This window comes from Marinobacter sp. bablab_jr008 (genome assembly GCF_016464145.1).
In the GTDB taxonomy this organism is placed as follows: domain Bacteria; phylum Pseudomonadota; class Gammaproteobacteria; order Pseudomonadales; family Oleiphilaceae; genus Marinobacter; species Marinobacter nauticus.
The window spans coordinates 152,063-171,305 of record NZ_JACDWW010000052.1; the positions used below are offsets into that span (position 1 = coordinate 152,063).

Genomic DNA, 19,243 nt, shown 5'->3' on the forward strand with positions numbered 1-19,243 from the left:
CACTCCGGCAGAAATTCTCCGGAATCAGTGTAGACCAGAATGCAGCAACCGCCCGCGTTTGGCTCAGCCGGCCAGCCACTGCATGGATGCCCAGCCCATGGTGCCACCAATCAACGCGCCAGCCAGGACGTCGCTGGGGTAGTGGAGCCCGAGAATCACCCGTGATGCGGCCACTGACAAGGTGAACGGAAGCACGCACCAGGCCAGGGCCGGGAGCGCAACAAACAGCATGGCCTGAAAACACATGGCGTGCAGGGTGTGGCCGGAGGGGAAGCTGTACCTGTCCAGTGGCGGCGTTGCGCAGTTAATGACCGGAAACGAAATAAACGGTCGTTCGCGGATCAGCCAGCGTTTCAGGGCCTTGTAGGTAAGGGTGCAGGTGAGCCCGGTAAGCGCCATTTGAAGTGCCAGGGCCGGGCCGGAATCTCCGGCGTAAAAAGGCAGTGACAGAATCAGTGCGTACCAGAACCAACCGTCGCCGAGTCGACTGACGATTCGGAAATACCCCAGAATCGGCCGGAACCGTACGCTGCGGTTAATGGCCTGGCAGACCGCGAACTCTCGCTGGTCTGCCAACTCAAAGAAGCGAGATGCCTTGCTTGTCAATGCCATGGTATCGGGCCTGTGCAGTTTGGTTTAAAACCAGCTGTTCAAACTGGTCGATCTGGCTGCTCCAACTCAATTCAAGGGCGTCCAGGCGAGCCTGGGCGCGGACTCGGTTCAACAGTGAGGGCTGGTCGGCCAGTCTCAGGGCGTGATTGATGAAGTCTTCGTCGTCTGTCAGTTCAGCCTTCATGCCGTTTTCGTCGTGTCGGATATGTTCTGCGGCTGCCGCATCGTCGAAGGCGACGATGCCCAGTCCGCTGGCCATGGCTTCCAGCACCACGTTGCCGAAGGTGTCGGTTTTGCTCGGAAACAGGAACAGGTCACCGGAGGCATAGTGCCGGGCCAGATCTTCGCCCCGTCGGGTGCCACAGAATATGTAGTCCGGGTGCCGGTCTTCCAGGGAGCGGCGCATGGGGCCATCCCCTACCAGCACGAAGCGGGCATTAGGATGCAGGCCGCGGATACGCTCGAAGCAGGCAACAGCCATGCGCAGGTTTTTTTCCGCAGCCAGGCGCCCGACATAGAGTACGGCACGTTCGTTGTCGTGCAGCCCCCATTGCCGACGCAGGGATTGGTCGCGTTTGTGGGGGGTGAAGCGCTGGCAATCCACGCCCCGGCTCCAGAGGCCGGTGCGGGTGATCCCCATGTCCCGGGTAACCCGCTGCATGCGACCGGTAGGCACCAGGGTGATGGCTGTTCTGTTATGGAACCAGCGACCGTAGGCACACAGCAACCGTTCGAGCAGGCCCGCTCCGTAATAGCGAGAGTACTGATGGAAGTTGGTATGGAACCCGGAACTGACAGGCAGGGCGAGGCTGCGAGCCGCGTTCACGGCCGCCACGCCGAGTGGCCCCTGGGTTGCCACATAGATGCCGTCGGGCCGCTGTTTCTGCCAGAGCTTTTTCAGGCTCGAGGGGCGGGCGGTACCGAAGCGCAGATCTGCGTAGCCGGGAAGAGGCAAGCCATTAACCACCAGTTCGGTGGAAAACAACCCGCTCCCGGTACTCTCAAACAGCCCTTTCTGTTCGTGAGGCTGCCGGGGGCGCACCACGGTTACATGGTGGCCCCGTTGCATCAGCCCCTGACACAGGTGCCGCATGGTGTTGGCAACACCATTGATTTCCGGCGGAAACGTCTCGGAAACAATGGTAATGTGTTGCGGTCGCCGTTCGGTCAACTGGGCTTCGGTCACGGGGGTTCCTGAAGGTTCTGCTGTCATGCCTTTACTATGGAAAGACGCCATGACAGAAATGCGACAACTCCGTGACATTCCGTTTACGTGTTTTTACCCCGTCTCTTATCGACCTATTGCAAGGAGATTCCATGCAAACGCGAAAACTTGGCTTTACAGATATCGAGGTCAGCCTGATCTGCCTGGGAACCATGACCTGGGGCGAGCAGAACAGCGAGCAGGAAGCCTTTCAGCAGCTCGACTATGCCATGGAGCAGGGCATCAATTTCATCGACGCCGCTGAAATGTATCCAGTGCCACCCAGGGCAGAAACCCAGGGCCTGACCGAGCAGTATCTGGGCAACTGGCTGGCCCGCCGTGGCCAGCGTGATGATCTGGTGATCGCCAGCAAGGTGGCCGGGCCGGGTAATGGCCTCGGGTATTTGCGCGGGGGGCCGAGGCTGACCCGGGAGCATATCCGCTCTGCCTGTGAGGGCAGCCTTAAGCGCCTGCAGACGGATTACATCGATCTTTATCAGGTGCACTGGCCGGACCGGAACGCCAATTTTTTTGGCAAGCTCGGTTATGACCGTAATCCCGATGAGCAGATGACGCCCATTGAGGAAACACTGGAAGCGCTGGATGAACTGGTTCGTGAAGGAAAGGTCAGACACATCGGGCTTTCCAACGAGACACCGTGGGGCACAATGCAGTACCTGCGCCTGGCGGAACAGCGTGGCTGGCCCCGGGTGGTCTCTATCCAGAATCCCTACAACCTGTTGAACCGTTCCTTTGAAGCGGGGCTGGCGGAGTTTGCCCATCGTGAAGGCACCGGCTTGCTGGCCTATTCACCACTGGCCTTTGGCATGCTGACCGGCAAATATCTGGGCGGCAAATGGCCGGAAAAGGCCCGCCTGACGCTGTACGAGCGTTTCAGTCGCTACACCAATGACCGGGCCGCGGATGCCACGCGGGCCTATGTGGAACTGGCACATCAGCATGGCCTGACGCCGGCCCAGTTGGCCCTGGCCTGGGTGAACAGTCGGGAGTTCGTAACCAGTAACATCATTGGCGCAACCACCATGGAGCAGCTCAGGGAGAACATCGGGTCAGCCAGTGTGACTCTGAGCCCCGACCTCGTGTCCGCCATCGAGGCGATCCATGCCGAGTTCACCTATCCCTGCCCTTGAAGACTGTATGAACAGGGGCTTGCAGTAGCCAGGTGCGATCCTGCCGCTCCGACCAGCGGCAGGGTCGTTACATATTGCAATATAAGTGATCATTTATTGACAAAAAAGCTGGTGTCAGGCGACGGAACGCTGGCGAAATTGTGTGCAAAATCACACCATTCTTCGCCGCAATCATTAGACTTTGGTACTGTGAGTTAAATAAAGCCAATGTCGATACCGGATTTCCTGTTGCCATGATTCTTCGCCTGTTCGTCGTCCTTCTTGCCCTGAATAGCGTCGCCTTTGCGATGCGGGCAGACGCTGCGCAGCCCATGTTGTCGGAGCCGATGCTCTCCGAACGCATGATGGCCGAGCGCGACGAAATGACGACAGCGGAGGAGGTATATGAACTCCAGGAATGGATGTCCGGCGATTATGAAGACGACCGCAGTGATGCACTTACCGCTATCGGTTCCCGTCTGCTCAGCCTGAGCCTCAGCCGCTCCCGCACTGCTGAAAAGACCTATGCTTCCGATCCGGCTCAGCCTGACCACGGCATCGCCCTGTTGAACGAAGGTGCCTGCCTGAACCTGCGCTGGAAGTTCTGACCACTGTTCCTTGGCGTGCCCGCCATCTTTCTCCCGACATCCGCTTTGTCAAAATGTCATGACCTGACGCATTGTCAGCTTGAATCTGCCGTGTGATCATCCACCTTAATTGAGATTCTCAAGCGACGAGGAGCCGGTAATGGCAGCAGAGAACGGAGTCTATTGCGACGACGCAGAACGGTGTGTTGATCGGGTGATTGAACGGGTTGGCAAGCGCATTACCCTGGGCTTGCCGCTTGGTCTTGGCAAGCCGGTGAGGTTTGTGAATGCGCTCTATCAGCGTGCCAAGGATGATCCGGACATTGAGCTGCATATTGTGACCGCGCTCTCCCTGTTAGCGCCTGAGGGCAGTTCTTCACTGGAAAAACGTTTCATGGGGCCCTTCGCCAAGCGCCTGTTTGGCGATATTCCGGAACTGGCCTACGCCCGTGATGTCGCCAATAACCGCTTGCCAAGCAATGTCCAGGTGTCTGAATTTTTCTTCAAAGCTGGCAGCTACCTGAACAATCGCAACCAGCAGCGAAACTATGTATGCACCAACTACACCCATGCCGTTCGCGATCTGATGGCGCAGGGTGTGAATGTGGTGGGGCAGATGGTTTCCCCAGGCGAGCCCAATGGCTTTCCGGGCCAGGTGAGCTTTAGCTGTAACCCGGACCTGTCACTCGATATCCTGCCGCTGCTGCGGGAGCGTGAACAGCAGGGCGTACCGGTGGCCATGGTGGCTGAAATCAATCAGTACCTGCCCTGGTTTGGCCATCATGCAGCCGTCGAGGAACAGCAGTTTGATCTTCTCTTCAGTCATCCATCGACAGACTATCCGTTATTCTCGGCTCCTCAGATGGCCATCAGTCCGTCTGATCACCTCATCGGATTCTACGCCAGCTGCCTGTTGAAGGATGGCGGAACCCTTCAGGTTGGCATCGGTTCACTGGGAGCCTCGCTGGTTCACAACGCCATTCTGCGCCACAAGCACAATGATGCCTGGCGCGCAGTTTATGACCACCTGGATGTGGGATCCAGGTTCCCTGTGGTTGACAGCTGCGGCGGTACCGGTACGTTCGAGACCGGCCTGTATGGCTGTAGTGAAATGATGGTGGATGGCTTCCTGTATCTGATGCAGGAGGGCATCCTGAAGCGGGAAGTATTTGATCATGCCGGTTTGCAGACTCTGATCAACCGGGGCGAGATTACCCTGACGCCGTCGCTCGACATGCTGGATGTGCTGGTCCGGGAAGGGCTTATCGACTCGCCATTGCGGGCGCGGGATGTCAACTGGCTGATTCAGTACGGCATTCTGCGGGACACAGTGGAATTCCGTGGCGGACGCCTGCGCCTGAGTGAAGATCACGCTGTAGAAGCAGACCTCAGCCAGGATCAGACCCGTGAGGCGCTGGCGGCCCTGGGTCTTGGTTCAAGGCTCACCGGTGGTATTGCCATGCACGGTGGCTTCTACGTGGGGCCGGAGGCCTTCTACCAGGCTCTGAGAGATCTGTCGCCAGAGCAGCGTGACAAGATCTGCATGACCAGTGTCAATTTCATCAACCACCTTTACGATCACCGTTTCGGAGATCAGAAGCTCAAAGCCGCCCAGCGTTTGCACGGTCGGTTTATCAACTCTGCGATGATGTACACCCTCAATGGCGCGGCAGTGTCAGATGGGCTGGATGATGGTCGCGTGGTCAGTGGTGTGGGGGGGCAGTACAACTTTGTTTCGATGGCCCATGAGTTGCCCGGGGCGCGCTCCATCCTGGCTCTCAGAGCCACCCGCATGTCGGGTGGGCAGGTAGTGTCCAACATTGTATTCAACTATGCCCATTGCACCATTCCAAGACATCTCAGGGACATTGTGATCACGGAGTACGGCATTGCCGATTTGCGGGGGCGGTCCGACGAAGATGTGTTCCTGGCGCTGATCCGTATTGCCGATTCCCGTTTCCAGGCGGATTTGCTGAAACAGGCCCAGAAGGCGGGCAAGGTCCGTGACGATTTCCGCTTGCCTGCGGACTGGCAGAACAATACGCCGGCGTCGGTTCGCCAGGCTTTGGCTGCACCCGGTAAGGGCGACTGGTTCCCGGCGTTCCCGTTCGGCCGGGATTTCACCGATGAGGAGCTGACCCTGGGGAAAGCCCTTAAAGGACTGAAAGCCGCAACCGCCACTCCCCGTGGTAAACTGGCGACCCTTTGGCAGGCCATCCGGGCTGAAGACGATACTGGCCAGTACGCGGTGCTGCTCGAACGCATGGGGTTGAACAACCCCTCAGGCATTCGGGAGAAGCTGGATCGCAAACTGGTGATACATGGCCTGCAGCAACTTGAACCCGCGACAAAGACAGGAAGCGAAAACAGCTGATGCAAGCCGATAACCCGAACACCCGGCCGGATGTTTTTACCGTCCATTACGTGCTCAAGAACCGCATCGGTGAGCTGGTGGATACGTCTGAAGGCAGCGAGCCTCTGCACTTTATCTACGGCAGCCCCGAGATTATTGCCGGCATTCAGGAGGCGGTGAAAGACCGAAACGTAGGTGATTGCCTGGAAGTGACCGTGCCACCGGAGATGGCCTATGGCGAATACCGCGAGGACCTGGTGCGCAAGGTGCCCCGTTCCCTCTTTGAGGGCGTTGAAAACCTGGATGTGGGCATGAAATTCCAGACTAACTCCGGTGATCAGGCCCAGGTGGTACAGGTGGTGGCGATCGACGGCAACCTGGTCAAAGTGGATGCCAATCACCCTTTGGCCGGTTTCACCCTCTATTTTGATCTGGAAATCGTGGGTCGTCGCGAGGCTACTGAAGACGAGGTAGCTCAGGGTCGCCCGCTGTTCTGAGAGGGCGTTCGGGTACCTGGTCGAACTCGCCCGAGTGAATGCGGGCGAGGCCCTGGCTGATCTGCTGGTGTATGCACCCGGTCAGCTCATTCAGGGATAGATCCGGATCCGGCCCAAGGGGCGGATGCAGTATTACGATGATCTGCCCCGGTGGCTGTCGCAGCAGCCTGAACAGATGACAGTGGAAACTGTCATCGCCCACAAAGGGCGCCAGTGAGTCAGGGCGCCGTTCTCGCCGATAACCGATGGACACTGGCTGTATGGCCGTGTTGCTGTCCCGGGCGGCGCTCATCAACAGTCCGTGCATGGGTAATACGGCTACCCCGGTGCTGGTGGTTCCCTCGGGATAGACCATCACCGATTCTCCCGCCTGCAGGCATTGCGCGATACTGGCTTTGATAGCTCTGGCCTGACCGCCGCCACGTTTGATGAACAGCGTGCCGGCCTGCCGGGCCAGCCAGCCGATCACCGGCCATTGACCCACTTCCGCTTTTGACAGAAACCGCATGGGCGTAATGCTGCCGAGAACCGGGATGTCTGACCAGCTGATGTGGTTGGCGACAAACAGGGCGTTTTCCGGGCAGGGCTGGCCATAAACCTGAACCTGCCAGCCCAGGCACTGACATGCCTTCCGAAAACAGATTGTGGCCCAGGGATTCCTGTCCACCGGTCTGGTCCTGGCCAGATCGGAGATCCGGAGCAAAGCCGCCAGCGCGCAGGCTCCGACAAGGAAGCCTGCAAACATTGCTAAGCGAAAGCTCAGTCGAAGCCAGCTCATCGGCAATCCTCCGAATCAGGCGGGGCGACGCAGGAAGTGCCGGCTGTAGCGGCCGGCCAGGTTACTGACCTCCAGCAGCACCAGCATGTCGGCACAGCGGAATTCAGGATCCCAGCAAGGCTCGCCACAGACCCTTGCGCCCAGGCGCATGTACGCCTTGATCAGGGGCGGTATGTACACAGAGCGTTCTGATTCCGGATGGGCAAGATGTGGCAGTTGGCGCTTTGGCGTTACCCGGCAATGCGGCTCAGACAGATGCTGTTGTTGCAGAAGCCGGGCCACATGCCAGGCTTTCGCCCCGCCGTCGGCCATGCTGATACTGGCGCAGCCGATCAGATGGGTAACGTTGCGCTGCACCAGGTACTCCGCCACCGCTGACCACAGCAGCGTGATGGTGCCGCCATTGCGGTAGTCCGGGTGCACGCAGGTGCGGCCGAGTTCAGCCAGTGTTCCGGGCAGGGCTTCCAGAGCCGCGAGATCAAACTCGCCTCGGGAGTAGAAGCCGCCAACGGAAGCCGTATCGTCCTGGTGAAGTATGCGGGTGGTGGCCACCAGTTCACCGGTGTCTGCGTCGGTGACGATCAGGTGATCGCATGCCGCATCGTAGGCATCGGCATCAATACCCGGGATTGTGGCGCCGAGATCGCTGCCATACTCCTCGGAGAATACCCGGTAACGCAGGCGCTGCGCCGCTTCTATGAGCTCCGGGTCACGGGTCAGTTCGGTGCTCAGGTTACGGCCCCGGCGGGGTTGAAGGCTCGCGGTGGTTGCAGTCATGGCTTGGCCTCTGTGTTTCTGTTTCAGGTCAAGGCTATGAAGCGGGTATGACAGATGGGTGACGCCGGGGTGACGTCTCTGTGACAGTGCGAGACCGTTTTCAGGAAAACGGATATGTGTCACAGGCTGTAACCCTTTGGCGGTTCCATGTATATTTCTGAATAGCATGTATAATTGCTGTAACTGAACGTTGCCTGTATCGTCGGGTGTACAACCCTGAAACCGGAATAAAATAATCAGAGATGGATGGCGTGGAACAAACAAACGAGAGTTGGCGAATCCTGATCGTAGAGGACGATGAGCGGCTTGCGGATCTGACCCGCGAGTACCTTGAGAACAATGGCCTGACAGTGTCGTTGGAAACCCACGGGGGAGCCGCTGTTGAGCGGATCCGCAACGAGCAGCCTGATCTTGTGGTTCTGGATCTGATGCTGCCTGGCGAAGATGGTTTGTCCATCTGCCGGCGGGTACGGCCGTTCTTCAATGGCCCCATTATTATGCTCACCGCCCGGACAGACGACCTGGACCAGGTCCTGGGCCTGGAAATGGGCGCGGATGACTACATTGGCAAACCGGTCCAACCGCGCGTTCTGCTCGCCCGCATCCGTGCCATGCTCCGCCGGGTAGAAACCTCGCCCGTTAGTGGGCAGGAGACGTCCGGGGAGGAGCCGGTGCGTTTGCAGTTCAACGACCTCGTGGTCGATCGTTCCATGCGTGAAGCCTGGTTAAGTGACGAAAGTATCGACCTCACCAGTGCTGAGTTCGACCTGCTCTGGCTGCTGGCCAGTAATGCCGGGCGGGTGCTGAGCAGGGAAGAGATTTTCACCGCACTCCGGGGCATCGAGTACGATGGGCAGGATCGTTCCATTGACGTTCGCGTGTCCAGGATCCGCCCGAAAATCGGTGACGATCCCATCCACCCGCGCCGTATCAAAACCGTTCGCAGCAAGGGTTACCTGTTCGTCAAGGAAGCCTGATCGCGCCTGAGGCGTTGCCGCCCCGAAGGTGGCAACGCCGGTTACCAGGGTTGGCCCGATGTCCCTGAAATTTTTCCTGAAAGCCTACGCTCGTATTGCTGCCATTGCGGCGGCGGTCGTGCTGGTGTGCGTCCTGCTGTTTAACGGCATCAACTCCGTTCGCGAACAATACTGGCATGAGCAGGCCATGACACCGGTTATGCGTTGGCTGGCAGCGGCCCCGGATCCGCTCAGTCAGTATCACTGGATGGCCCCGATGTTTGGTCTGCACAGTGGCGTTGCGGCCGACTTCGGGCTTTCCCAGGTTGCGCTTGAGCGCCTGGGCTATGGCCAGGTGGTGGCGCAGTCAACCGATAGCGGGTATGGCTATTATGTCCTTGGTCTCGGGGGCGAGGTGCTCGGCATACATCTGGAGCAACCCTACCGGGATCTGGCCCGGGCAATCTCGTTGATGGTGCGTTGGCATCTGGATACCAGCCCTGCGGCTCAGCGTGCGGATGTGGCGCAGCAATTGGCAGAGTCTCTGAATCTCGATATCCGTCTGGTTCAGAAGGCCGAGGATCTGCCGGATCAGCAGGCGCTTGAGCGGCTTGGCGACACCGGGCTGGCGATTTTTGAACACGGTGATAACCGTGCCAGGGCGCTGGTTCGTTTGTCGGAAGGCGCGTTGGTTGTGGTGACATTGCCTCCCCCCTTCAATCCCTGGGGCTGGCCGATTATCTTGCTGCTGACCGCTGTTGTCGGTGGCGTGCTGGCAGTGGCCCTGTTTCTTGCGTTGCGTTTTGTAGAGAGTCATCTGCGCAAGGTTGAGTCGGTAGCGATTCGTATTGCCCGGGGTGAGATGGGAGCCCGGGTGGAATCCGAGCAGGGCACGCTCGTGTCCCGGCTGGGGGCTTCGTTCAATGGAATGGCGGAACATATCCAGCGCCTGGTGCAGGTGCAGCGGGAAATGATTCACGCGGTTTCCCACGAACTGAGAACGCCGGTGGCCCGTATCCGGTTCGGCGTCCAGATGATTGAATCCGGTAGTACCCAGGAAGTGCTCGAAAAGCAGCTCGAGGGCATTGATGGCGACATCCAGGAGCTCGACGAACTGATTGACGAGATCCTGACCTATGCCCGGCTGGAGCAGGGCGGGCCGGTGTTCAGTCTCCGGGAGGGCTCGGTCACGGATATAGTCAGGCAGGTTGTCTCCGAACAGCGGCTGATCCGGGAGGGAGTCGACATTGAGTGTCAGATTGACGAAGCCTCGGAGCGCTGGGCACAGGCCGATATGGAGCCTCGTTACATTCACCGGGCGGTTCAGAACCTGGTCGGCAATGCCGCGCGCTATGCCGCAGGCCGTGTGCGGGTGAGTTGCCATCTGGATGAAGATAATTGCCGGATTGATGTGGAAGACGATGGTCCGGGCATTCCGGAACAGGATTGGGAGAAGGTGTTCACCGCCTTTGCCCGGCTTGATGACAGTCGTACCCGCACCTCAGGCGGCTACGGATTGGGCCTGTCCATTGTTCGCAGGATTCTGTACTGGCACGGTGGGCAGGCGTTTGTGGGCCGCAGTGATGTCTTGGGCGGAGCCCGGTTCAGCCTGGTCTGGCCGCGCCTGAAGCCCGCAGACCCGGATTTGTGAACCAGTGCTCGGTACCTCACCTGATGTAACAAAGCTCTACACAACCACAACTGAACCCTCCGCAGCCCTGGGTAATACTTCAAAGCGTAAGGGATGACTTTTGAGGTTGTAGTTCTTACGAACTTTCCTTGTTTCATTCGTCATTTGAGGGCCGGTTTTTCCGGCCCTTTTTTTATTTCCGCGCCGCGTCACACCGCTCGATCCCCGTCCTGTTAGAATCTCCTGAAAACAACAGGAGGTTTTGATGTCCCGATATCTGCTTGCCATAGACCAGGGTACCACCAGTTCCCGCGCCATCGTGTTTGATGATAAAGGCGCTCAGGTGGCCGTTGCCCAGCAGGAGTTTCACCAGTACTTCCCCAAAGATGGCTGGGTCGAGCACGATGCCATGGAAATCTGGGACAGTACGCTGGCGGTCTGTCGTGCAGCGCTGAACAACGGCAAGATCAAGGCATCTGACCTCGCAGGCATCGGCATTACCAACCAGCGGGAAACCACTGTGATCTGGGACAGGGCGACGGGGCAGCCGATTCATCACGCCATTGTCTGGCAGGATCGCCGTACCGCGTCCTGGTGTACCAAGTTGCGCCAGGATGGCCACGAATCCCTGGTGGTTGACCGCACCGGATTGTTGATTGATCCCTACTTCTCTGCCACCAAGATAGCGTGGATTCTGGACAATGTTGACGGTGCCCGCCAGCGCGCGGAAGCAGGCGAGTTGGCCTTTGGCACCATTGATACCTGGTTGCTCTGGAATCTGACCGGCGGCAAGCACCATCGTACCGATGCCACCAACGCGTCCCGCACTGCGCTGTTCAATATCCATACACAGCAATGGGACCCGCAGCTGCTCAAGCTGTTTCGGGTGCCTGCTGCCCTGTTGCCGGAGGTATTCGACAGTGCAGCTGAGTACGGGTTGACGGAACCCGAATGTCTGGGCGCTTCGGTGATGATTGCCGGTATTGCCGGTGATCAGCATGCCGCTTTGATCGGCCAGGCCTGTTTTGAGCCGGGGATGGCCAAGAGTACCTATGGCACAGGCTGTTTCCTGATGCTCAACACCGGCCAGCAGGCTCTGCGCTCTGAAAACCGGTTATTGACGACAGTAGCCTACCGCCTCAACGGCAAACCCTGCTATGCCATTGAAGGCAGTATTTTTGTTGCCGGTGCCGCCATGCAGTGGCTCAGGGATGGGCTTCGGCTGATTTCCCATGCCCGGGAATCGGCGGAGCATGCGGCGACGGTTGGTGTGAATAATCCGGTGTATCTGGTGCCCGCGTTCACTGGCCTGGGGGCCCCGCACTGGGACCCGAACGCCCGGGGTGCAATCCTGGGACTGACGCGGGATACCGGCATTGCCGAGATTGTCACGGCGGGTTTGCAGTCGGTGTGCTATCAGACCAAAGACCTGGTGCGCGCCATTCGCAACGATGGCGCCCGGCTGGAATCGCTGCGAGTCGACGGAGGCATGGCGGTGAACGACTGGGTGATGCAGTTTTTATCGGACATTCTCAATGTGCCGGTTGACCGGCCGAGCGTGACCGAAACCACGGCGCTGGGGGCGGCGTATCTTGCGGGCTTGCAGACCGGAGTTTTCGATAGCCTGGAGCAGATTACGTCGCTTTGGGAATGCGAGCACCAGTTCCGGCCGGATATGGCGCCGGGGCTGCGGGAATCACTCTATGCCGGCTGGCTGGATGCTGTTGAGCGAGTCTGTAATCACTGAGGTTCAGTGGCCGGTGCGTTCGAAGGCGATCAGGTGATCAGCCTCCACCCGGACCGGTACCTGCTCACCCAGGTTAAAGTCCAGGTGGCTACGGAACAGGGCCTCAAATTCAGTATCTTCTGAACACCGGAAGCGATAGAGCGTGGAGGTTCCTGCAAAGGTTTTTTCCACTACCTTTGGCTTCAGCTCTGAGTCTTCATCGAAAACAATGTCGTCCGGCCGGATCAGGACGTCCAGCAGCGTGCCTGGCTGCCATTTGTAGGCCCGGTTGCCATGGATGACGCCCAGTTCCGATTCTATGGTGTCAGGGCCCAGGGCCTTGCCGGGAATAAACCCACCTTGCCCGACAAAACTGGCCACGAACCGGTTCGCCGGCTCATGGTAGAGGTTGTAGGGCACATCCCACTGTTGAATCTGCCCGTCCCGGAGAACTGCCACCTGATCACACATGGCAAAGGCTTCCTGCTGATCATGGGTAACCAGGATGGCGCTGATGCCGAGAGTCTTGAGGATTTCCCGCACATCCAGGCTCAGCCGGCGGCGCAGATCCGTGTCCAGGTTGGAGAAAGGCTCATCCAGCAGGATCAGTGTTGGCTCTGGTGCAAGTGCCCGGGCCAGGGCCACCCGTTGTTGCTGGCCGCCGGACAGCTCGTGGGGATAGTTGTCTGCAAGGTCCTGGAGGTGCACCAGGTTCAGCAACTCCATGACCTTTTGTCGACGTTCCGCTTTGCTTAATGACTTCAGACCGAAGCCGACGTTATCGGCAATGCTCAGATGCGGAAAAAGGGCATAGTCCTGGAACACCATGCCAATCTTGCGCTTTTCCGGTTGCAGTGCCCGCCCGGGCAAGCTGATGGCCTGTGACTGCAGGCGGATTTCACCCCGGGAAATCGGCAGGAAGCCTGCCAGCGCCCGGAGAATGGTGCTCTTGCCACAGCCGCTGGGGCCCAGCAGGCAGCCAATATCACCGTGGCTGAGGGCAAAGCTGACGTCCTTGACGACGGAATCACCGCCGTAGCCACAGGACAGATTGTTTACTTCCAGCAGCCAGTCTGCGGGGGGTACCAGGGCTTCGGGCATGGATCAGTCCAGACGATTGAGAATCAGGAATTCCAGCAAGGCTTTCTGGGCATGCAGCCGGTTTTCCGCCTCATGCCAGACTGCCGAGCTTTCGTGGTCCATCATGTCTGCCGAAATCTCTTCACCCCGGTGGGCGGGCAGGCAGTGCATGAAGAGGGCGTCTTTGTCGGCCTGAGCCATCAGAGCCGGGTTGATCTGATAGCTGCGGAAGGCTTTTTCCCGGGCTTTCTGCTCGTCTTCCTGGCCCATGGAAGCCCAGACATCGGTGACCAACAGTTGGGCGCCTCGTGCTGCCTCTTCCGGCGCGCGCACAACGGTCACCCTGTCAGCATGCTGTTCGATCAGTTGTTGATCCGGTTCGTAACCCTCTGGGCAGGCAACGTTCAGGCGGAAATCGAAACGCTCTGCAGCGTTTATGTACGAGTGGCACATATTGTTGCCGTCACCAATCCAGGCCACGGTGGCACCACGGATGCTGCCGCGAAGCTCCCGATAGGTCTGCATGTCGGCCAGCAGCTGGCAGGGGTGGAATTCGTCGGTGAGAGCGTTGATCACGGGCTTGCTGGAGGCAGTGGCAAAGCGCTCGACCGTTTCGTGGGCAAAGGTACGGATCATCACCGCGTCGACCATGCTGGAGATCACAATGGCAGAATCCTCGATCGGTTCGCCGCGGCCAAGCTGTGTATCCTTGGGCGAGAGGAACATGGCGCTACCCCCGAGCTGGGTCATGCCGGCTTCGAAGGAAACCCGGGTCCGGGTGGACGATTTTTCGAAGATCATTGCCAGCACCCGGTTTTTAAGGGTGTCCCTGGTCTGGCCTGAACGCCACTCTTTGCGTAATTTGGAAGCATGATCGAGCAGATCTTCCAGTTCCGCCGTGGTCATGTCGTTCAGTGTCAGAAAATGTCTTGCTGCCATGAAAGGCCCCTGTTTCAAGCAAACTGCCCGTTCGGAAAAGCCAACAAGTCTAGCCCGTCGCTACCCTGAAAACAACGCCGGGCGCGGTGCTGTTGTTCTGGGTCAAAACGGACGGTTTGTTGAGGCCTGAGGCACCCGTGTACAATAAGTGCAAATGCCGTTTGGCGGCAAAGCTGACTCCCAACCAGAGGAATGAGTTCATGGACATCAATGAAACCATCAAGAGCCAACTTGAAGAGAACCCGGTTATTCTTTACATGAAGGGCACCCCGCAAGCTCCGCAGTGCGGTTTCTCGGCACGTACTGTTCAGGCTCTGATGGCGTGCGGTGAGCGCTTTGCGTTTGTGAATATTCTCGACAATCAGGAACTGCGTGAGGCCCTGAAAGTCTACTCCAGCTGGCCAACCTATCCGCAGCTCTACATCAACGGTGAGTTGGTGGGTGGTTGCGACATCGTTCTGGAAATGTCAGAAAGTGGCGAGCTGGCCAAGATGGTCAAGGATGCTGCGGGCCAGGCCGAAGCCTGATCTCTCCTGCCTTTATGGCTGTTTCGGGGTGAACACCAGTTCCACCTCGAAACGGTCGGTAGCCTCCCCTTCCGGACTCGGGTAGGGACTGGCTGCCAGAGCCGTTCGATAGGCGGCCTCATCAATACTCTGCACACCGGTCGATTTGATCACCCGGGCCCGGGTGAGGGCGCCGTTGGGCATCAGTCTCAGTTCCAGTTCCATGGACACTCTCTCTGTAAGCGCCGAAATTGCAGGCACTCTTTTCTGATCGAGTTTCTCGGCCAGATGAGTGGCGAGCTTGATGAGATAAGGGTCGGTTTCGGTGGGCGACTCGGTGATTCGTTTGATGGTTTCCGGCGTGTTCGTTGGCTCGGAGACCCGTGCTTTAAGGGCCGGCATGGCCTGTGAGGCAGGGGATTCGGCGGTGGTTTCCCGGGTTCGGGTACTTTCGGGTTTCCGCTCCGGGGGATCTGGCTGTGGTTTAGTAACAGTCTGCGATTCGGGTGCAGCATTGGAGGCGGATTCGGTCGAGGTTACCACCGGCTCGGCCGGCGGGATCTCGAACTCGGTGTGCCTGGGCTTCGAAGGTTCCGGATTTGCCACGCTCTCTGGAGTTGGTATGGCTGCTGGACTGGTCAGCGTAAAAACCAGCCGGTGAGTCAGTTCCCGGGCCTCCTTCAGCGGTGATGGAAGCCCGGCCAGTACCAGAGTGTGGGCCAGTATGGCCAGCGACACTGCCAGCAGGAGCCGATAGGATGCCGGCATTGAGGGTGAACGAAAACCCGTGTCCGGCATCAAAATCAGGCGGTTTTGGTGCGCAGATTGCCCACAACGGCGTTCAGGGCCCGGTCAATCAAGGCACCTTGTTCGAGCAGAGTCAGGCGGCCTCGGCGCATCTCGTGAGCCAGCTCGACACGGGTCTTCTCGATGACTTTCAGGCCCATCCGGTTGACGAACACAAAGCAGTCCGCTTCATCAATAATGGCTGAGAGCTTGCAGCGGAAGCTGGTGCCGTTGACCAGGCGGAACTCCACCCAGTTGCCAATTTCGATAGTGTCGAGTTTGGCTACGTATTCGGCAATCGCGGCATCTTCCAGTTCCTGCTGCCGTTCAACGGCCGTCTGGTGCACGGTCGGGGCTTCGTCTTCGGCATCCGACGGTGCATCCTGACGGGCTTCGATGGCGGCGTTGGTCCGGAAGGCCTCAGCCAGCTCATGCTTCAGGTGGCCCATCATCTGATCAAGCCGGGTGGCGTTGTAGGAGACTTCCTCGAGTCCTGCCCGCAGTGATTTCAACAGACCGGGTACAACCCGAACCCACTGGTCACGCTCTTCATCTTCTTCGTGGGGGTGCAGGCACCAGATCAGGTCATCCACGACTCTGGCCGTTTCGTGCCAGCGATGTTCGGTGTCGTCCTTCAGGTAGGCCAGGAACATAACCCGGCTCCAGCCATTCATCAGAATATCGCTGACCGAGTCCGGAAGCCGGTAACGGGATACTTTCTCCCGTAACAGCCGGTCCACCTCTTCCTGGGCCTTCTGGGATTTGATGCGACCACGTTCCGATTCTCGTGTTCTTTGTTCCACCAGGGAGGCCTTACGGTTTTCCCGCTCCAGGAATTGCTCAAATTCTTCGTTCAGGGTTTCGAACAACTGTATGTTGCCATCGAATTCATTGAGGATTCGTTGCACCACGTTGTGTATCTGACCGTACAGCTTGTCCCGGGTTTTCTCATCGCTGCTGCTCCAGCCAATGCCTGCGCGGGCGAGGGAGTTGAGCAGTTTGCGGGCCGGGTGGGTTGCCTTGCTGAAGAAGCTTTTGTCCTTGATCACAACCTTCAGAATCGGAATCTGCAGGCGACTGATCAGCACCTGTACCGGGGCGGACAGGTTGTAGTCATCAAGGATGAACTCGAACAGCATGGAGACCAGGTTGATCAGATCTTCATCCACTTCATTCAGTGCGGGCTGGCGACCATCTTGAGTATCGGCTTTAGCCAGCAGTTGCTGAACGACCTGGCGCAGGTCGACGGTTACGGGCTCACCCGTGCTCAGGTCGTCGGTTTCCGGCCAGTTCTGCTGAAGCGGAATAGCGTTGAGCATATCGGCCAGTTCCCGGCCTCCGACCACTCTCAGAGAAGGATCGGCACTGCGCGGGGGCATGCCGGCATTGGATCTTTGCAGAGCCAGCATCTGACGGATCTGGTCAAAAAGTACGGTGTCTTCCGGGCGTTGATCGTAGCCGGCAGTCGCCTCGCTGGGGCTTTCGGCAGAGCTGTCTGCCGTTGCCGGTGGCTTCTGGCTCTGGCTCTTCTTGCCGTGATAGCGGAAGTTCGGAATAACGCCGGCCTGGATCAGAATGCGATTGGCTTCATCCAGAAGCATGCCCAGGTTGGAGATAACGTAACGGTCAAATTGCTTGAGCAGGATCAGCCGTTCGCGAATCTGGATATCGAGGGCCTGGATCGCTTCGGTAAATGCGCTGCACAGGTGCTCCGGTGCCATCGGGTTGACCGGCTCCTGCTCGGTGGCGTCCGGATAGATCTCGGTAAAACGGGCCTGCAATTGCAGTAAAGGGCTTTGGAAGTGCGCCTTGGCCTTGGTGGTCATGGCGTTGAAGGCAACCTGTTCTTCCAGGTCGTCATTGCCAACCAGCGAAAGAGTGTCGGCACTGGCCTGCGGGCTGGCTTCGGTTGAAGGAAGCTGGCCGGCGTGGGGCGGGTTGGCAAAGAACTGGGCAACCGTATTCTGAAAATGACGCTCTACGCCCTTGCGCTTGATGCGAATCTCGCGCATGGCTTCGAAGTAGCGGTTTTGTTCATTGTTGCTGCGGGCATTGTTGGCCAGTTCGAAGAGTGAATCGTCGACGGCATCGAAAGCCCCCTGCAACAAATCACCCAGACCCGCAACAACGGTGTCGCGGATGCGGGCTACCTCCGCAGGAACCGGTCGGGTGCTTGCCGCTTCCCTGTGCTCGCGGAGGTAATGTATGCCGGACTGCTTGTTCATGGCCGACTCCTGTTTACGCCTCAACCGGATACATGACCGAGCCTGATTCTTGTCTGTTCTGATTATTGGATAAATTTAGCGCATTTTGATCTGCATTAACATGAATAAACGCTAACCTGCGATCAGGTTCATAAACTCCGGCCACGCTTTTTCTTGCGTTTGGGGTGGACTATGGCGGCTTTAACCACGTTGTCCTTGATTTGCAGGACTTCAATACGATGACCGCCGACTTTCAGACACACGTTGGTGTCCGGAATATTTTCCAGAGTTTCGGTGATCAGTCCGTTCAGGGTTTTCGGGCCATCGGTTGGCAGATGCCAGCCCAGGGTCTTGTTGATCGTCCGCACGGCGGCACTGCCGTCGATGATAAAAGTGCCGTTGTCCTGTGGAATAATGTCGGGCGAGGTGGCGGCATAATCGGTGGTAAATTCCCCGACGATTTCCTCAAGAATATCCTCAAGGGTGGCCAGGCCCAGCACATCGCCGTATTCATCTACCACAATGCCGAACCGGCGCTTACCTTTCTGGAAGTTCAGTAACTGGGTGTTGAGCGCGGTACTCTCGGGAATGAAGTAGGGTTCCTGGCACAGTTGCATGATCATCGCCTTGTTGATGTCGGCCTCCTGCAGCAGTCTGGCCGCGCTGCGAAGGTGCAGAATGCCCTGAATGTTGTTGATGTCACCCTTGAAGATAGGCAGCCGCGTGTGTTGGCTGCTTCTGAGCTGGCGCAGGATGGTGTCTGTGTCGTCTTCCAGGTCGATGCCGACGACTTCGTTTCGGGGAACCATGATGTCATTGACGGTGACGTTCTCCAGATCCAGGATGCTGACCAGCATGTCTTTGTGCCGGGCCGGAATCAGTGCGCCGGCCTCGTTCACCACGGTTCTGAGTTCTTCACGGCTGAGATGATCTTCCGAGGCCTGGGCCGAGGAAACGCCCAGCAGTCGCAGGATACCGGTGGTAAACAGATTGACGGCCCACACCAGTGGGTACAGAAGTTTCAGCAATGGCCCAAGAATGTGGCTGGCCGGGAAGGCAATTTTTTCAGGGAACAGGGCTGCAAGGGTTTTCGGAGTCACCTCGGCAAAAATCAGGATGACGATCGTCAGCAGTAAGGTGGCGATCGCAATACCGGCATCCCCCCAGAGGCGAATTGCGATGACCGTGGCAATGGATGACGCAAGAATGTTCACGAAATTGTTGCCGATCAGGATTACACCAATCAACTGGTCGGTCCGGTTAAGGAGGCCTTGCGCTCGCTGGGCCCCTTTGTGGCCGGTGTTCGCCATGTGTTTCAGGCGGTAGCGGTTCAGGGACATCATGCCGGTTTCAGAGCTGGAGAAAAACGCAGAAAGGATGATCAGTCCGACAAGTAGAATAAACAGCGCGGTAAGCGATGTTTCGTTCAAGAGAGCAGCCCTTATATTGAGGATAAGTTGCGAAAATAGGTTTTGAAG

General features: G+C 58.2%; 17 protein-coding genes. 8 read left to right on the forward strand and 9 right to left on the reverse strand.

Annotated elements, in window-relative coordinates; all coding sequences use genetic code 11:
- Positions 1–63: 63 nt before the first annotated feature.
- Together JIF53_RS07060 and JIF53_RS07065 are read right to left on the reverse strand one after the other, a co-directional pair.
- A complete protein-coding gene (locus JIF53_RS07060) occupies positions 64–612 on the reverse strand; it encodes a phosphatase PAP2 family protein (RefSeq protein ID WP_199452149.1) in 549 nt (182 codons plus the stop codon).
- A complete protein-coding gene (locus JIF53_RS07065) occupies positions 578–1,825 on the reverse strand; it encodes a glycosyltransferase family 4 protein (RefSeq protein ID WP_199452150.1) in 1,248 nt (415 codons plus the stop codon). Before JIF53_RS07065 ends, JIF53_RS07060 begins: the two co-directional genes overlap by 35 nt.
- A gap of 104 nt (positions 1,826–1,929) precedes the next feature.
- On the opposite strand from JIF53_RS07065, the gene JIF53_RS07070 reads away from it, so the two are divergent.
- From JIF53_RS07070 to JIF53_RS07085, 4 genes are all read left to right on the forward strand, one after another.
- The gene (locus JIF53_RS07070; protein WP_199452151.1) at positions 1,930–2,967 is read left to right on the forward strand and encodes an NADP(H)-dependent aldo-keto reductase; all 1,038 of its coding nucleotides are present in this window, start codon (positions 1,930–1,932) and stop codon (positions 2,965–2,967) included.
- A gap of 233 nt (positions 2,968–3,200) precedes the next feature.
- Entirely contained in the window at positions 3,201–3,554 is a 354-nt protein-coding gene (locus JIF53_RS07075; protein WP_023011506.1) for a hypothetical protein, read from the forward strand.
- A 139-nt stretch (positions 3,555–3,693) separates the two neighbouring features.
- Positions 3,694–5,907: an acetyl-CoA hydrolase/transferase C-terminal domain-containing protein gene (locus JIF53_RS07080; RefSeq protein ID WP_121208412.1), complete on the forward strand. Its 2,214-nt coding sequence runs from the start codon at positions 3,694–3,696 to the stop codon at positions 5,905–5,907.
- On the forward strand, positions 5,907–6,383 hold the full coding sequence (locus tag JIF53_RS07085; RefSeq protein WP_011785787.1) for an FKBP-type peptidyl-prolyl cis-trans isomerase: 477 nt from the start codon (positions 5,907–5,909) through the stop codon (positions 6,381–6,383). Before JIF53_RS07080 ends, JIF53_RS07085 begins: the two co-directional genes overlap by 1 nt.
- Here JIF53_RS07085 and JIF53_RS07090 read toward each other — a convergent pair.
- Both JIF53_RS07090 and JIF53_RS07095 read right to left on the reverse strand, forming a co-directional pair.
- Entirely contained in the window at positions 6,343–7,161 is an 819-nt protein-coding gene (locus JIF53_RS07090; protein ID WP_014420732.1) for a lysophospholipid acyltransferase family protein, read from the reverse strand. The genes JIF53_RS07085 and JIF53_RS07090 overlap by 41 nt on opposite strands.
- 15 nt (positions 7,162–7,176) lie before the next feature.
- Positions 7,177–7,938: a GNAT family N-acetyltransferase gene (locus tag JIF53_RS07095; protein WP_153741552.1), complete on the reverse strand. Its 762-nt coding sequence runs from the start codon at positions 7,936–7,938 to the stop codon at positions 7,177–7,179.
- A gap of 242 nt (positions 7,939–8,180) precedes the next feature.
- Between JIF53_RS07095 and JIF53_RS07100 the strand changes: the two genes are divergently transcribed.
- The 3 genes from JIF53_RS07100 to glpK all read left to right on the forward strand — a co-directional run bounded on the left by JIF53_RS07100 (position 8,181) and on the right by glpK (position 12,271).
- Positions 8,181–8,915 carry a response regulator gene (locus tag JIF53_RS07100; protein WP_011785784.1) on the forward strand — a complete coding sequence of 245 codons (735 nt, stop codon included), beginning with the start codon at positions 8,181–8,183 and terminating at the stop codon, positions 8,913–8,915.
- Positions 8,916–8,973: 58 nt separating this feature from the next.
- Positions 8,974–10,545, forward strand: a complete 1,572-nt coding sequence (locus JIF53_RS07105) for an ATP-binding protein (RefSeq protein WP_141067747.1) — start codon at positions 8,974–8,976, stop codon at positions 10,543–10,545.
- Positions 10,546–10,789: 244 nt separating this feature from the next.
- Complete coding sequence (glpK, locus tag JIF53_RS07110) at positions 10,790–12,271, forward strand: glycerol kinase GlpK (RefSeq protein WP_011785782.1); 1,482 nt, start codon at positions 10,790–10,792, stop codon at positions 12,269–12,271.
- A gap of 3 nt (positions 12,272–12,274) precedes the next feature.
- On the opposite strand, the gene JIF53_RS07115 is transcribed toward glpK, so the two are convergent.
- Positions 12,275–13,351 carry an ABC transporter ATP-binding protein gene (locus JIF53_RS07115; protein ID WP_011785781.1) on the reverse strand — a complete coding sequence of 359 codons (1,077 nt, stop codon included), beginning with the start codon at positions 13,349–13,351 and terminating at the stop codon, positions 12,275–12,277.
- Between the two features lie 3 nt (positions 13,352–13,354).
- Entirely contained in the window at positions 13,355–14,269 is a 915-nt protein-coding gene (argF, locus tag JIF53_RS07120) for an ornithine carbamoyltransferase (protein ID WP_011785780.1), read from the reverse strand.
- Between the two features lie 200 nt (positions 14,270–14,469).
- Between argF and grxD the strand changes: the two genes are divergently transcribed.
- Positions 14,470–14,796 carry a Grx4 family monothiol glutaredoxin gene (gene grxD, locus JIF53_RS07125; RefSeq protein WP_014420735.1) on the forward strand — a complete coding sequence of 109 codons (327 nt, stop codon included), beginning with the start codon at positions 14,470–14,472 and terminating at the stop codon, positions 14,794–14,796.
- 12 nt (positions 14,797–14,808) lie between these two features.
- Here the strand turns inward: grxD and JIF53_RS07130 are convergent, their stop codons facing one another.
- From JIF53_RS07130 to JIF53_RS07140, 3 genes are all read right to left on the reverse strand, one after another.
- Positions 14,809–15,543: an energy transducer TonB family protein gene (locus JIF53_RS07130; RefSeq protein ID WP_227548983.1), complete on the reverse strand. Its 735-nt coding sequence runs from the start codon at positions 15,541–15,543 to the stop codon at positions 14,809–14,811.
- Positions 15,544–15,578: 35 nt separating this feature from the next.
- The gene (locus JIF53_RS07135) at positions 15,579–17,786 is read right to left on the reverse strand and encodes a DUF1631 domain-containing protein (RefSeq protein ID WP_153741549.1); all 2,208 of its coding nucleotides are present in this window, start codon (positions 17,784–17,786) and stop codon (positions 15,579–15,581) included.
- A gap of 128 nt (positions 17,787–17,914) precedes the next feature.
- Positions 17,915–19,195, reverse strand: coding sequence for an HlyC/CorC family transporter (locus JIF53_RS07140; protein WP_153741548.1), 1,281 nt, complete (start codon positions 19,193–19,195; stop codon positions 17,915–17,917).
- Between the last annotated feature and the right edge of the window lie 48 nt (positions 19,196–19,243).

What these genes read in the sequence shown, in the direction of transcription:
- JIF53_RS07060 (WP_199452149.1), bottom strand. Translation starts at nt 612, where the DNA reads ATGGCATTGACAAGCAAGGCATCTCGCTTCTTTGAGTTGGCAGACCAG.
- JIF53_RS07065 (WP_199452150.1), bottom strand. Translation starts at nt 1,825, where the DNA reads ATGACAGCAGAACCTTCAGGAACCCCCGTGACCGAAGCCCAGTTGACC.
- JIF53_RS07070 (WP_199452151.1), top strand. Translation starts at nt 1,930, where the DNA reads ATGCAAACGCGAAAACTTGGCTTTACAGATATCGAGGTCAGCCTGATC.
- JIF53_RS07075 (WP_023011506.1), top strand. Translation starts at nt 3,201, where the DNA reads ATGATTCTTCGCCTGTTCGTCGTCCTTCTTGCCCTGAATAGCGTCGCC.
- JIF53_RS07080 (WP_121208412.1), top strand. Translation starts at nt 3,694, where the DNA reads ATGGCAGCAGAGAACGGAGTCTATTGCGACGACGCAGAACGGTGTGTT.
- JIF53_RS07085 (WP_011785787.1), top strand. Translation starts at nt 5,907, where the DNA reads ATGCAAGCCGATAACCCGAACACCCGGCCGGATGTTTTTACCGTCCAT.
- JIF53_RS07090 (WP_014420732.1), bottom strand. Translation starts at nt 7,161, where the DNA reads ATGAGCTGGCTTCGACTGAGCTTTCGCTTAGCAATGTTTGCAGGCTTC.
- JIF53_RS07095 (WP_153741552.1), bottom strand. Translation starts at nt 7,938, where the DNA reads ATGACTGCAACCACCGCGAGCCTTCAACCCCGCCGGGGCCGTAACCTG.
- JIF53_RS07100 (WP_011785784.1), top strand. Translation starts at nt 8,181, where the DNA reads ATGGATGGCGTGGAACAAACAAACGAGAGTTGGCGAATCCTGATCGTA.
- JIF53_RS07105 (WP_141067747.1), top strand. Translation starts at nt 8,974, where the DNA reads ATGTCCCTGAAATTTTTCCTGAAAGCCTACGCTCGTATTGCTGCCATT.
- glpK (WP_011785782.1), top strand. Translation starts at nt 10,790, where the DNA reads ATGTCCCGATATCTGCTTGCCATAGACCAGGGTACCACCAGTTCCCGC.
- JIF53_RS07115 (WP_011785781.1), bottom strand. Translation starts at nt 13,351, where the DNA reads ATGCCCGAAGCCCTGGTACCCCCCGCAGACTGGCTGCTGGAAGTAAAC.
- argF (WP_011785780.1), bottom strand. Translation starts at nt 14,269, where the DNA reads ATGGCAGCAAGACATTTTCTGACACTGAACGACATGACCACGGCGGAA.
- grxD (WP_014420735.1), top strand. Translation starts at nt 14,470, where the DNA reads ATGGACATCAATGAAACCATCAAGAGCCAACTTGAAGAGAACCCGGTT.
- JIF53_RS07130 (WP_227548983.1), bottom strand. Translation starts at nt 15,543, where the DNA reads ATGCCGGCATCCTATCGGCTCCTGCTGGCAGTGTCGCTGGCCATACTG.
- JIF53_RS07135 (WP_153741549.1), bottom strand. Translation starts at nt 17,786, where the DNA reads ATGAACAAGCAGTCCGGCATACATTACCTCCGCGAGCACAGGGAAGCG.